Origin of the sequence: Kocuria turfanensis, from assembly GCF_001580365.1 — a bacterium.
GTDB classification, from domain to species: Bacteria; Actinomycetota; Actinomycetes; order Actinomycetales; family Micrococcaceae; genus Kocuria; species Kocuria turfanensis.
The window spans coordinates 1-12861 of sequence record NZ_CP014482.1; the positions used below are offsets into that span (position 1 = coordinate 1).

The following is a 12861-nucleotide window of genomic DNA, read 5'->3' on the forward strand; positions in this document are numbered from 1 at the left end:
CGGCACCAGCTCCTGCCCCGCCCGGCCCCACAACGGCACCACCCCAACCGGCACCAGCTCCTGCCCCGCCCGGCCCCACAACGGCACCACCCCAACCGGCACCAGCTCCTGCCCCGCCCGGCCCCACAACGGCACCACCCCAACCGGCACCGTCACCGTCTGCGGACACTGGGAGCGAGAAGGAGCTCCTGCCCGGAGTGGCGCCCCGGGTTCCGGACACCAAACGGGACACCGATCGCGACGGCACCCTCGACATCAATGACACCGACCTCGACGGGGACGGCATCGACAACAAGGCTGACGACAACCTCGACGGCGATAAGTTCATCAATGAGGTTGATCCGGACATGGATGGGGACGGCCTGCTCAATGAGGAAGACCCGGACATCGACGGGGACGGCATCCTCAACGACAAGGATGAGGAACCCATACGCCCGGCACGAGTGGCGCCCGCCAAACCAACTCCCGAGACTGGTGTGCCCAGCGATCCTGTAGGGATTACGGCCCCTGCCGGGGGAACTCAGGCTGCTGGGACCTCGTCGGCCACCGGTGCAGTGCCGTCCCGCTGAGTTACACCTGGTCTCATAACTTGGTCGCCTGGGGGATGGGGTTAGCCTCCTTTCGTGGACACCAGGATGGCGGGATCATTGCCTGCCAGGGAGGATGTCCGCGTGGGACAGCGGAAGAAGTACACCCCGGAGTACCACATCGAGGCGGCGCGGCTAGTGATCGACACTGGGCACTCGATCGCCGAGGTGGCTCGGGAGCTCGGGGTCGGTGAGCAGCTGCTGGGCCGGTGGGTGAGAGCCGAACATGAGCGCTCGGGCGCCACCGGGGCGGAGGAGCCGTTGACGGTCGATGAGCGGGCCGAGCTGGACCGGTTGCGCCGTGAGGTGTCGGAGCTGAAGCTGGACAACGAGTTCCTGGGAAAAGCAGCAGCTTCGCGTCGAAGCAACACCGCAGGAACGGTACGAGTTGATGCACGCGCAGAAGGCGAACTTCGAGATCACCGTCGATGGCCCGACTACTGGGGGTGTCCCGCTCCGGCTACTACGCCTGGGCAGCCCGGTGCGCGGCGGGGCCGGGCCCGCAGGCGGTGCGCCGGGCGCAGATCGATCAGGCGGTGCGAACCGCCCATGAGCGTTCTGACCGGGTCGACGGGGCGCCGCGCATCACCGCGGCCCTGGCCCGGGAAGGGCTGGTGGTGAACCAGAAGACCGTGGCCGCCTCGATGCGTCGGCAAGGCCTCGAGGGCATCAGCCCACGCAAGTGGGCCCCGGTGACCACCGCCCCCGGCACGGCCACGCATGCGATCCCCGACCTGGTCGAGAGGGCCGTGCGGATGGACCACACCCTGCGGGGGAACGTCCCGGTCGGTGTGGTCTTCCACGCCGACCGGTTGAATACGCCCTCTAAGTGTACCCGGTCATGAGGTTGGTCGCAGGCGGCTAACCGGTGGGTGTCCGCCGAGTGCGCTGTGGCGTCTTTCAGTGTTGTAGTGCTCGATCCAGGGGGCAAGGGCCGCGGTGCGTGCGTCGTTGGTCGTGAAGACCTGCCGGTAGGCCCACTCGGTGGCCAGGGTGCGGTTGAGGCGCTCGACCTTGCCGTTCTGCCACGGGCAGTGCGGACGGATGAACACCTGTTTGGCCCCCAGCATCGCGACCACCTCCCGCACGGCCGCGGAATGACGGTAGGCAAAGGCGTTGTCGGTCATCACCCGCTCGATCCTCGGGATCCCGTGGCCGGCGAAGTAGACGGCCGCCCGGGCCAGGAACCCGGCGCAGGTGGTGCCCTTCTCATCGGCGTGGATCTCGGAGTACGCCAACCTGGAGTGGTCATCGACCACCGAGTGCACGTAGTCGAAGCCGGGTCCGTGGCGACGATCTCTGACCGCGTTCGCGCGCCCCAGGGCACGCCAGCCGCCACCATCAGGGATCCGCCCGAGCTTCTTCACGTCCATGTGCACCAGCTCCCCAGGGTGCTCGCGTTCGTAGCGCACCGCGGTGGTCTTCGAGGACCGGATCACCGCACCGGTGAGCGGGTCCAGCTCGCGCAGGTACGGGACCTGATGGCGGCGCAGGATCCGCCCTACCGTGCGTGCCGGGATACCCAGCTCACCTGCGATCCAGTCCTGGCCCTGCCGGGTCCTGGCGCGCAGCGCCAGGACCCGCTGCTCCGTGCTCGTACGTGTGCGGGTCGGGGTGGTGTGCGGGCGCGAGGACCGGTCCTGCAGGCCGGTCTCACCCTCGGTCTCGTAACGGGTGATCCAGTGGGCCACGCACTTGCGCGAGATGCCCATGGCCTTTGTCAACGACGGTCGAAAAGTGAGCAGTAGCGTCGCATCTGCTCAGTATTCGTCCGGCGTCGACAGGCCTTGGCGATGTGGGACTTCGGCATCCCGGAACGGTGCCGGGAGACGATGAGCAGCCTGCCGTGGACGGTGGTGCGGGCGTTACGGTGGGACACGGGAGCCTCCGTGGTGGATGTGGGCCTTAGACAAGCCACACCCCACCCGGAGGCTTTCCTCACGTCAACACCGTCCTGCTACCAATGTCCCGACTGGGTACATCTAGGCGGCCGAGGTGCTCCCCCAGACGACCGAAGCACGAGACGAGGAAAGGGGAACACAGCGCAGAACCCGCGAGACAGCCCAGGGTCCACCGGGTCCCCCGATCCGGGCCAGGTCACCCCTTCACGTTAAAGACGAGTGCCCCAGCTTCTGGGGAGCAGAGCCGGGGCACCCGAATGTCCGTGCACGAACGGATGAGAACGGGGTGTTCTCACTAGCAAACTATGCCCTCATTGACCCGGAAAATCAGGCCGTAGAGCACCCAGGGGAGCAAGCTTCAGGGAATCTTCACGTCGTCTTGAAAGAAGCTCAACAAACGACCTCGACTTCAGTCGTCAACCTCCAGCAACCAGAGGCCCCTCATCGGTGAGCGACCTCCGGGCGACCCCTTCGTGTGCCGAAGGAGCCTCGGACAATGGAGGGCGGAAGCTCTCGAATTCGCCGATAGAGGGTAGCCCTGGACATCCCGAGATCCCGGGCTACGTGAGTGGCCGACTCCCCCGACTCGATCAACCGGAGGGCACTTCGCATCTGACTGTCCGTGAAGATGGGGCGCCGACCACCCAGATCCTCATCCATAGCCCTGCTTGGTGTTGAAGGTCGCCTTGACGTCGATCTCGGTCAGGATGCCAAAGTCCTGGTCGGCCAAGGCGGCGCGGGTGTGCTCCACGGCCTGCTCGTAGGACACAGGGACAGTGCTGGCGCGGGTGTAGGTCATGGATGGCTCCTTCGACGGTTCTTCGACGACGTTGAGACTTCCGGATCCCAGGCTGTCAGGTTCCCGGGGATCAGGCCAGGGAAAGGAACAACTTCTCCAGATCCTTCTTATCCAGGGTTTCCTCGGGATTGGTCAGGCACTGCTCCAGGCCGCTGGCGATGATCGCGAAACCGGCCCGGTCCAGGGCCTTGGACACCGCCGAGAGCTGGGTGACGACGTCCTTGCAGTCACGGCCCTCCTCGATCATGTGCACCACGGCTCCGAGCTGTCCTTGGGCGCGCTTGAGGCGGTTGAGGGCGGGAATCAGGTTGGTCGGATCGAGCTGCACGAGGTTCTCCTGAGATGGTGCGGGGCGTATCGCCATCCTATACCCCAGGGGGTGTATTGACATACCCCGTGGGGTATAGGTAATACTGGGGCCACGACCTGCTTCAGAGAACCTCCCGGAAGGATTCCCATGACCTCCGCTTCCCCCACCATCACCACGCTCGAGCCCGGCACCCTGCGTCAGTGGACGACCGAGCACGAGGACCTGGTAATCATCGACGTCCGCTCGGCAGTCGAGTTCGCCTCCCTGCACATCGCCGGTTCCTACAACGTGCCCCTGCCCCTGTTGTCCGAGCACACCGCCGATCTGGCCGCGCGACTGGGTGAGCGGGTCGTGCTGGTCTGCCAGTCCGGGGCCCGCGCCGAGCAGGCCCGCCAACGGCTGGCCGCCGCGGGGATCGGCACCGCCTACGTGCTCACCGGCGGGGCGCCGGGCTTCGCCGACGCCAGCGGCGACGTCGTGCGCGGGGCCGCCCGTTGGGACCTGGAGCGCCAGGTGCGCATGGTCGCCGGTTCCCTGGTCCTCACCGGGCTGGTCGGGGGCCGGTTCGTCTCCCCGAAATTGCGCACCGTGGCCGGGGTCATCGGCACCGGGCTGACCTTCTCGGCCGCCTCCAACACCTGCGCGATGGGCAAGGCCCTGGCCGCGATGCCGTGGAACAAGATCGCCGAGGAGCCCACCGCCGCCACGGCCATCAACCAGATCCCCACCCTCTCCGCCTGACCCCGGCCGGCCCCGGCATCCCAGCCCGTTCCGGACCCGAGCACCGCGAGGAGCAGTCATGTCAGAGATCACCGTCACCGACGCCCAGAAGCGCCACATCCAGGACCAGGTCCTGGATGTGGCGCGAGGACTTCGAGGTCGCCGATGGTGTGTTTCCCGGCGCCCTCCACATTCCTATGGGGCAGCTGAACGCCTGGCACCAGGAGATCGACCAGGCCCGTCCGGTGATCGTGGTGTGCCGCAGCGGCCACCGCAGCGCCCGGGTCGCTGATGCGCTCAATGCGGCCGGTTACACCGCCGACACCATGGCCGGGGGCATGGCCGCCCAGCAGCGCGCCGGACTGCCCACCCGCTGACCCCCCGGTTCCGTCAAGACAAGGACACCCCTCATGACCCTCACGCTCGTGCTGACCTTGCTGCTGTCGGTGGTGATCGGGCTTTCGCTCGGTCTGCTGGGCGGGGGCGGGTCCATCCTCACCGTCCCGATCCTCACCTACGTCGCCGGGCTGGACCCCAAGGAGGCCATCGCGGCCTCTCTGTTCGTAGTTGGAGTGACTTCGGCCGTCAGCGCGATCACCCACGCCCGCAACGGACGGGTGAAGTGGCGCACCGGGCTGGTCTTCGGCGCGACGGGCATGGCCGGGGCCTTCGCCGGCGGGCTGGCCGGCAGCCGCATCCCCGGCACCGTGCTGATGATGGCCTTCGCCCTGATGATGATCGCCACCTCGCTGGCGATGATCCGCGGCCGCAAGAACAAGGCCTCCAGGACCCATGACGGCGAGCTGCCGATCCTCAAGGTCATCGCCGAGGGCCTGGTCGTGGGCCTGGTCACCGGCCTGGTCGGGGCCGGCGGCGGCTTCCTCGTCGTCCCGGCCCTGGCCCTGCTCGGCGGGCTGTCGATGCCCGTGGCCGTGGGCACCTCCCTGGTAGTCATCGCCATGAAGTCCTTCGCCGGGCTGGCCGGCTACCTCACCACCGTCACGCTGGACTGGGCCCTGGTGGGCGCGGTGACCGTCGCCGCCATCGCCGGCTCGATCGCCGGGGCACGGCTGGCCGGGCGGATCCCGGAGGCTGCCCTGCGCAAGGGGTTCGGGGTCTTCGTCCTGGTGATGGGGGTGTTCGTCCTGACCCAGGAGCTGCCCGGTGCGGCAGGGCTCGCCGTCGGGGCCACCGCCGCCGCGGCCGCTCTGGCTGCCGCGATCTGCTGGTTCGCCATTCCGAAGTGCCCGCTGCGCGCACCCCTGGCTGCCTGAGCAATCCCGTTCCGTCCCCGACCCCACCGACCATCGAGAAGGAGATCCCCGTGGCCACCATCGAGATCACCGAACAGAACTTTGCCGAGACCGTCGAGGGCAACGACGTCGTGCTCGTGGACTTCTGGGCGTCCTGGTGCGGGCCCTGTCGCATGTTCGCCCCCACCTACGAGACCGCCTCCACCCAGCACCCCGACGTCGTCTTCGCCAAGGTCGACACCGAGGCCGAGCAACGACTCCGGCAGCGGCGGGCATCAGCTCCATCCCCACCCTGATGGCCTTCCGCGAGGGCGTACTGGTCTTCTCCCAGCCCGGTGCCCTGCCGACATCAGGGCTGGAACAGGTCATCACCGCAGTGAAAAGCCTGGACATGGCCATCGTCCACGCCCAGACCGCACAACAGCAGGCGTGATCCGATCCCAGCGCTGAGGCCCAGCGCACCGCTATGCACCCCTCAGGACTCCTCCGGTTCGTGCTCTCGAGCGTGCGGCCGCTGGATTTGCCAGCAAGTACGATCTTTGCATCCACTATACCCCGGGGGGTATAGTGGACGGTGTAAGACCATCCTCTCGACCCCGTTCCATCCACCAATTCAGGAGGACTTCTTCCATGGACGTCACCGTCATCGACACCCCGCAGCTCGGGGACCGCAGCTACCTCATCCACGACGGGCAGGTGGGGCTGGTCATCGACGCCCAGCGCGACATCGACCGCGTCGAGACCCTGCTCGACCAAGCCGGGGTACAGCTCACCCACGTGGCCGAGACCCACATCCACAACGACTACATCACCGGCGGACTCATCCTGGCCCAGAAGCACGGGGCCGCCTACCTGGTCAACGCCGCCGATGACGTCTCCTTCGAGCGCACCCTGATCGCTGACGGGCAGACCGTGCAGGTCGGCGAACTCAGTGTGAAGGCCGTGGCCACCCCCGGGCACACCCACCACCACCTCTCCTTCGTCGTCGAGCACGGGGAGGAGCAGGCCGTGTTCTCCGGCGGCAGCGTGCTCTACGGCTCCGTGGGACGGACCGACCTGCTGGGTCCCGAGCACACGGAGGGCCTGACCCACGACCAGTGGGCCTCCGCCCGCCGCCTCGCCGCCGAGGCCAAGGAACAGGCCGCCCTGTACCCGACCCACGGATTCGGCTCCTTCTGCTCCTCGGGTCCGGCCACCGGGGCGAACGAGTCCACCCTGGGCGAGCAGTTCGAGGTGAACCACGTCTACACCGACGACGACGAGGAGCACTTCGTCACCGAACTGATCGCGAACCTGAGCGCCTACCCCAACTACTACGTGCACATGGGCCCGGCCAACGCGGCCGGACCCACCGAGCCCAACCTCGAGGTGCCCGACTCCCTGGACGCGGCCCAGCTCAAGGCCCGGCTCGAGGCCGGGGAGTGGGTGGTGGACCTACGTAACCGGGTGGCCTACTCCTCCAGCCACCTCAAGGGCACCATCAGCTTCGAGTACGGCAACGGCGGAAGCTTCACCACCTTCCTGGGCTGGGTCTTCCCCTACGACCGGCAGCTCACCCTCGTCGGCTCCCGGGAAGACGTGGAGAACGCAATCCGCGACCTGTCCCGGATCGGGATCGACAACCCGGACGCCGCCCTGGGGGAAGACCCCGAGAAGCTCGCCCCGGGGGCGACCGTGTCCTCCTACCCGCGGGTGGGCTGGTCCGAGGTGCTCACCGACCGCCCGGACCAGGAAACCATCCTGGACGTACGCCGGACCGAGGAGTACGAGACCTCCCACATCGCCGGCGCCGTGCACATCCCGCTGCACGAGCTGATCACCCGCATGGACGAGGTCCCGGCCGGACGACTGTGGGTGCACTGCGGCTCCGGCTACCGCTCCGGAGTGGCCGCCTCCCTGCTCGAGCGCGCCGGCAAGGACCCCGTGCACATCGACGCGATGTTCGACGAGGCCGCCGACGCCGGGCTACCCATGGACAGCTAACCGCCCCAGGCGCGGCCTGAGCACCACCAGGGGGCGGGCAAAACACTCCACAGCCCGCCCCCTTCCACATCCGATCCGCACGTTCCCGCACTCGGCACCCAGGAAAGGCCCCCGCATGGAAACCCCCACCACAGAGCCCCGACCCCGGCATCAGGTCCGCAGCCTCACCGGCATGGGGGCTACTGTCGTCGGTCTGCACGTGGCCGGTTGGGGGGCCCTGTTCGCCTGGCTGCTGCCGGCCCAGACCGCCGCCGGAGCCAACCCCGGGGTGCTGCTCGGGTTGGCCGTGGGCGCCTACGCCCTGGGGGTGCGTCACGCCTTCGACGCCGACCACATCGCCGCCATCGACAACGCCACCCGCCAGTTCCTCACCCGGGGGCGCACCACGGTGACCACCGGATTCTGGTTCGCCCTGGGCCACTCCAGTGTGGTTGTGCTCGCCGTGGCTCTGCTGGCCCTGGGCGTGGAGACCTTCGCACAGGGCCTGGCCGATGAGGACTCCACGCTGCGCCAAGCCGCCGGGATCTGGGGCGGGACCGTCTCGGGGTTGTTCCTGCTCACCGCCGGGGCGCTGAATCTGCCGGTGCTGCGGTCGCTGCACCGGCTGCGCCGGGCCATCGGGGACGGTCCCGTCAGCGAGCACCAATTCCACACGCACCTGAACCGGCGCGGGGTGCTGCACCGGGTACTGCACCCACTGGCCCGCCGGGTGGACCGCCCCGTGAAGATGTACCCGGTCGGATTCCTCTTCGGCCTGGGCCTGGACACCGCCGCCTCCATCAGCCTGTTCGTCGTGGCCGGGACTCTGGCCCCGTCCCTGCCCTGGTACGCCGCGATGGTGCTGCCGGTGCTGTTCACCGCCGGGATGACGGCCTTCGACAGCGCCGACGGGCTGATGATGGCCCGGATCTACAGCCGGGCCACCGGCGATGCCCGGCGCAGCCTCGACTACAACATCGTCGTCACCGGCGTCTCCGTCTTCATTGCCTTCCTCATCGGCGGGATGGGCCTGCTCTCCGTGGCCGCCGAGCTAACCCAGCCCACCGGCGGGCTCCTGGAAGCGGTCACGGCCGTGGACCTGAACTTCCTCGGCATCACCGTGATCGCCTTCTTCGCCCTGGCCTGGATGGCCACCGCCGCAACGCGCACGGCCAACCCTGCCCCGGCTCTCCTCCGGTCCCCCGGAAGACAGCGACGGTGAGGCCCCCGGCCCGCCCCCCCCCCCCTTGTTGACGCCCAGGGGCCCGAGAGGTCAAGACTGACCTGACCAGGTACTACGAGCGATCTGACCATGTACGACGAGAGACGAAGGAGCACGATCATGATGAATGGCGGCGGTATGGGCGGTATGGGATTGATGTGGATCTTCGGGCTGCTGACGCTCGTGGGGGTGATCGTACTGGTGGTGGTGCTGGTGAAGGCCTTCACCAGCAGGTCCTCGGCCACGGGCGGGTCCGGCGCCAGCCGTGGGACGGGCGCGGGTTCTGGCCGGGGGCGGGAGATCCTCGAGGAGCGCTACGCCCGCGGCGAGCTGAGCACCGACGAGTACCGCGAACGACTCCGCACCCTGGAAGAGGACGGCCGGTGAGCCCACTGACCCGCCGCCAGCTGCTGGCACTGGGCGCGGCCGGGGCCGGGGCCACCGCCATCGGCGGGACCGGTCTGTGGTGGACCACCACCGGCGGCCCCGGCTACACCGGTGGTGAGCAACTGATCGAACCGCAGGTGCTGGCCAGCCGCGACCGCGTACTGGAACTGGAGCTGACCGCCGCCCCAGCACGGATCCAGGTCGGCGGCCGGGAGGCCTCCGTCCAGGCCTTCAACGACTCCCTGCCCGGACCGACCCTGCGCGTGGCACCCGGGGACACGATCCGGGTAGCGATGACTAACCAGCTTCAGGCCCCGACGAACCTGCACGTGCACGGGCTGCACGTCTCCCCGGAGGGCAACGGCGACAACCCGTTCGTGAGCATCGCCCCGGGCGAGTCCTTCGACTACGAGTTCGCCCTGCCCGACGACCACCCGCCGGGCACCTACTGGTACCACCCGCACCGCCACGGCCACGTGGCCGACCAGGTCGCCGCCGGACTCTACGGCGCCATCATCGTGGAGGACCCCGAACCGGTCCCGGTCACCCGGGAACGGGTCATGGTGGTCTCGGACCTGGCCCTCGACGCCTCCGGCAACCTCGCCGACGTCTCTCCGATGCAGCAGATGATGGGCCGAGAAGGCGAGGTCGTCCTGGTCAACGGCCAGCTCGGCCCGCAACTCACCGCCGCCCCCGGGGAACGAGAGCGGTGGCGGATCATCAACGCCTGCCCCTCCCGCTACCTCCGACTGCAATTGGACGGCCAGCAGGTCCGGCTGCTCAGCCGCGACCTCGGCCGCCTGCCGATCCCCGAGGAGATCACCGAAGCGGTCATCGCCCCCGGCAACCGCATCGAACTCCTCGTGGACACCACCGCGGGCTCCTCCACGCTGGTCGCCGCACCGGTGAACCGCGGCGGCATGGACGCCATGATGGGCGAGGGCATGATGGGCGGGACCATGATGGGCGACAACGAGCCCGGCAACGACGAACCGATCGAGCTGCTGGCCCTGACCGTGTCCGGGGAGCCCGCCCAGACGCCCGCGCCGGTGCCCGAGGGCCGCCCCCTGCGCGATCTGCGCGGGGAGCCGATCACCGCCCGCCGCACCCTGGACTTCGCCATGGGCATGGCCGGTGGCATGGGTGGCGGCGGGGCCATGATGGGCGGTGAGGGGGACACCACCATGATGGCCTTCACCATCAACGGCCAGGAGTTCGCCCCCGACCGGACCGACACCGCGGTGGCGGCCGGGACCGTGGAGGAGTGGACCCTGGTCAACTCCAGCCCCATGGACCACCCTGTCCATCTGCACGTGTGGCCCATGCAGATCATCGAGGACGGGGACTGCGACCTCTCCGAACCGAGGTGGCAGGACGTCGTGAACGTCCCGGCTCTGGAGGAGGTGAAAGTCCTCATCGCCTTCGAGGACTTCCCCGGGCGCACCGTCTATCACTGCCACATCCTCGACCACGAAGACCAAGGCATGATGGGCACCGTCGAAGCCCGCTGAGGCCGGGCCTTGGCCCCACGCTGGGCAGCACCGGTGTGGCCAGGAAATGGGGGCGAGATGCCCCGCGGTCGTCTTGCGGGGCCACGGTCGCGGTGCACCAACCGACGAAGAGCAACACCCATACTGCCTTTTCGACAGTAGGCTGATCAAGAAAGCCGAGGAAGCGTGGTGTGGTTACGGCCTCGCGCGAAACCCTGATTAAGGAGGATTCACCATGACTGCGACATCGCGACTCAACGCCATTGTCCGGGCCGCTGGTGCCGGTGCGGCCGCCGGTCTCGCGGGGGCAGGGGTGATGGTGGTGGGCGAGAAGCTCGAGCAGGCCATCACCCACCGGCCCAACTCCTATGTGCCTGCCCGGGCTCTGCTGAGCCTGCTCGGGCAGCGCCCGGGCGACGACGCCCAACCACTGGTGTGGAACCACGTCATGCACTGGGGTTCCGGTGCTGTCCTCGGGACGTTGCGTGGGGTCTGGGCGGCCACCGGCATCCGCGGCCCGCAGGCCAACGCCTGGCACACGGTGGTGCGGCTGGCCTTCGACCAAACCATCGAGAACGCCACTGGGGTGGGTTCTCCGCCCGCTTCGTGGCCCACGGGGGAGAAGATCGTGGACATGGGTCACAAAGCGGTGTACTCCGTGGTGACCGGGATGGTCGCCGACCAGATGCTGGCCCCCGCGCTGGCCTCCACCCGGGGGCGCGCCAGCCACTGACCTCCGGGCAACGACGGCGAAGGGGCGGGTCCAGCGCTCACGTCGGGCTCATCGTTCCCCATCCTTCAATGCTGGCTCGTCGGCAATCAGCGCGGGGCCCCCCGCATCGTGCGGGCGGCACCCGCGGCCGATCGGTGCTCGATGATTCAGCTCAGCGGGCGGCTGTCCAGGGCGTCCTAGGTGTACCCAGTCGGGACATTGGTAGCAGGACGGTGTTGACGTGAGGAAAGCCTCCGGGTGGGGTGTGGCTTGTCTAAGGCCCACATCCACCACGGAGGCTCCCGTGTCCCACCGTAACGCCCGCACCACCGTCCACGGCAGGCTGCTCATCGTCTCCCGGCACCGTTCCGGGATGCCGAAGTCCCACATCGCCAAGGCCATGGGCATCTCGCGCAAGTGCGTGGCCCACTGGATCACCCGTTACGAGACCGAGGGTGAGACCGGCCTGCAGGACCGGTCCTCGCGCCCGCACACCACCCCGACCCGCACACGTACGAGCACGGAGCAGCGGGTCCTGGCGCTGCGCGCCAGGACCCGGCAGGGCCAGGACTGGATCGCAGGTGAGCTGGGTATCCCGGCACGCACGGTAGGGCGGATCCTGCGCCGCCATCAGGTCCCGTACCTGCGCGAGCTGGACCCGCTCACCGGTGCGGTGATCCGGTCCTCGAAGACCACCGCGGTGCGCTACGAACGCGAGCACCCTGGGGAGCTGGTGCACATGGACGTGAAGAAGCTCGGGCGGATCCCTGATGGTGGCGGCTGGCGTGCCCTGGGGCGCGCGAACGCGGTCAGAGATCGTCGCCACGGACCCGGCTTCGACTACGTGCACTCGGTGGTCGATGACCACTCCAGGTTGGCGTACTCCGAGATCCACGCCGATGAGAAGGGCACCACCTGCGCCGGGTTCCTGGCCCGGGCGGCCGTCTACTTCGCCGGCCACGGGATCCCGAGGATCGAGCGGGTGATGACCGACAACGCCTTTGCCTACCGTCATTCCGCGGCCGTGCGGGAGGTGGTCGCGATGCTGGGGGCCAAACAGGTGTTCATCCGTCCGCACTGCCCGTGGCAGAACGGCAAGGTCGAGCGCCTCAACCGCACCCTGGCCACCGAGTGGGCCTACCGGCAGGTCTTCACGACCAACGACGCACGCACCGCGGCCCTTGCCCCCTGGATCGAGCACTACAACACTGAAAGACGCCACAGCGCACTCGGCGGACACCCACCGGTTAGCCGCCTGCGACCAACCTCATGACCGGGTACACCTAGGCGGCGGCCCAGGCGGCGGCCCAGGCGGCGTAGGAGTCCTCGAGTTCGACGGCGTCGGCCGGGGAAACAGCGATTGCTCATTACCGCGATCGATGATCTCGAACGGCTCGTCACCACCTTGGCCCCGCACCCATCACCAGCCGGCGCTACCTCGGCGACCAGTAAGCACTGAGGGAGAAGGCCCCACCACCGCAGGAGATGACGGCGGCATGCCTGCCCCTGCTTCCCCGG

At 68.5% G+C, this 12861-nt stretch carries 12 protein-coding genes and 5 pseudogenes; 13 read left to right on the forward strand and 4 right to left on the reverse strand.

Going from position 1 to position 12861, the window contains the following annotated elements:
* Nucleotides 1-197: 197 nt before the first annotated feature.
* From AYX06_RS17835 to AYX06_RS17845, 3 genes and pseudogenes are all read left to right on the forward strand, one after another.
* The gene (locus AYX06_RS17835; RefSeq protein ID WP_062737280.1) at nucleotides 198-569 is read left to right on the forward strand and encodes a hypothetical protein; all 372 of its coding nucleotides are present in this window, start codon (nucleotides 198-200) and stop codon (nucleotides 567-569) included.
* A 66-nt stretch (nucleotides 570-635) separates the two neighbouring features.
* Nucleotides 636-884, forward strand: a pseudogene (locus AYX06_RS20985) (transposase); the annotation flags it as partial.
* A gap of 131 nt (nucleotides 885-1015) precedes the next feature.
* Nucleotides 1016-1432: an IS3 family transposase gene (locus AYX06_RS17845; RefSeq protein WP_062737282.1), complete on the forward strand. Its 417-nt coding sequence runs from the start codon at nucleotides 1016-1018 to the stop codon at nucleotides 1430-1432.
* Here the strand turns inward: AYX06_RS17845 and AYX06_RS17850 are convergent.
* The 4 genes and pseudogenes from AYX06_RS17850 to AYX06_RS17855 form a co-directional block, all read right to left on the reverse strand.
* A pseudogene (locus AYX06_RS17850) lies at nucleotides 1427-2466 on the reverse strand (IS481 family transposase). The gene AYX06_RS17845 and the pseudogene AYX06_RS17850 sit on opposite strands and share 6 nt — an antisense overlap.
* Nucleotides 2467-2929: 463 nt before the next feature.
* A pseudogene (locus tag AYX06_RS19525) lies at nucleotides 2930-3154 on the reverse strand (helix-turn-helix domain-containing protein); the annotation flags it as partial.
* A complete protein-coding gene (locus AYX06_RS19530) occupies nucleotides 3141-3287 on the reverse strand; it encodes a hypothetical protein (RefSeq protein ID WP_222596089.1) in 147 nt (48 codons plus the stop codon). The pseudogene AYX06_RS19525 and the gene AYX06_RS19530, both read right to left, overlap by 14 nt.
* A gap of 70 nt (nucleotides 3288-3357) precedes the next feature.
* Nucleotides 3358-3615: a metal-sensitive transcriptional regulator gene (locus AYX06_RS17855; RefSeq protein ID WP_062737283.1), complete on the reverse strand. Its 258-nt coding sequence runs from the start codon at nucleotides 3613-3615 to the stop codon at nucleotides 3358-3360.
* A gap of 129 nt (nucleotides 3616-3744) precedes the next feature.
* Here AYX06_RS17855 and AYX06_RS17860 point away from each other — a divergent pair, with 129 nt between their 5' ends.
* The 10 genes and pseudogenes from AYX06_RS17860 (at nucleotide 3745) to AYX06_RS17905 (ending at nucleotide 12616) form a co-directional block, all read left to right on the forward strand.
* Nucleotides 3745-4338 carry a rhodanese-like domain-containing protein gene (locus tag AYX06_RS17860; protein WP_062737284.1) on the forward strand — a complete coding sequence of 198 codons (594 nt, stop codon included), beginning with the start codon at nucleotides 3745-3747 and terminating at the stop codon, nucleotides 4336-4338.
* Nucleotides 4339-4396: 58 nt separating this feature from the next.
* A pseudogene (locus tag AYX06_RS17865) lies at nucleotides 4397-4694 on the forward strand (rhodanese-like domain-containing protein).
* Nucleotides 4695-4727: 33 nt separating this feature from the next.
* The gene (locus AYX06_RS17870) at nucleotides 4728-5591 is read left to right on the forward strand and encodes a sulfite exporter TauE/SafE family protein (protein WP_062737285.1); all 864 of its coding nucleotides are present in this window, start codon (nucleotides 4728-4730) and stop codon (nucleotides 5589-5591) included.
* A 50-nt stretch (nucleotides 5592-5641) separates the two neighbouring features.
* Nucleotides 5642-6003 (forward strand): annotated as a pseudogene (gene trxA / locus AYX06_RS17875) (thioredoxin).
* A gap of 197 nt (nucleotides 6004-6200) precedes the next feature.
* Entirely contained in the window at nucleotides 6201-7553 is a 1353-nt protein-coding gene (locus AYX06_RS17880) for an MBL fold metallo-hydrolase (RefSeq protein WP_062737286.1), read from the forward strand.
* A 172-nt stretch (nucleotides 7554-7725) separates the two neighbouring features.
* On the forward strand, nucleotides 7726-8754 hold the full coding sequence (locus tag AYX06_RS17885) for a HoxN/HupN/NixA family nickel/cobalt transporter (RefSeq protein ID WP_186815705.1): 1029 nt from the start codon (nucleotides 7726-7728) through the stop codon (nucleotides 8752-8754).
* 120 nt (nucleotides 8755-8874) lie between these two features.
* Nucleotides 8875-9141 (forward strand): SHOCT domain-containing protein, encoded by a 267-nt coding sequence (locus tag AYX06_RS17890; protein ID WP_062737288.1) that lies wholly within the window; start codon nucleotides 8875-8877, stop codon nucleotides 9139-9141.
* Nucleotides 9138-10652 (forward strand): multicopper oxidase family protein, encoded by a 1515-nt coding sequence (locus AYX06_RS17895; RefSeq protein ID WP_062737289.1) that lies wholly within the window; start codon nucleotides 9138-9140, stop codon nucleotides 10650-10652. The genes AYX06_RS17890 and AYX06_RS17895 overlap by 4 nt, the downstream gene beginning before the upstream one ends.
* A 214-nt stretch (nucleotides 10653-10866) precedes the next feature.
* Nucleotides 10867-11364 (forward strand): hypothetical protein, encoded by a 498-nt coding sequence (locus AYX06_RS17900; protein ID WP_062737290.1) that lies wholly within the window; start codon nucleotides 10867-10869, stop codon nucleotides 11362-11364.
* A gap of 283 nt (nucleotides 11365-11647) precedes the next feature.
* Nucleotides 11648-12616 carry an IS481 family transposase gene (locus AYX06_RS17905; protein WP_157093483.1) on the forward strand — a complete coding sequence of 323 codons (969 nt, stop codon included), beginning with the start codon at nucleotides 11648-11650 and terminating at the stop codon, nucleotides 12614-12616.
* Nucleotides 12617-12861 lie beyond the last annotated feature (245 nt).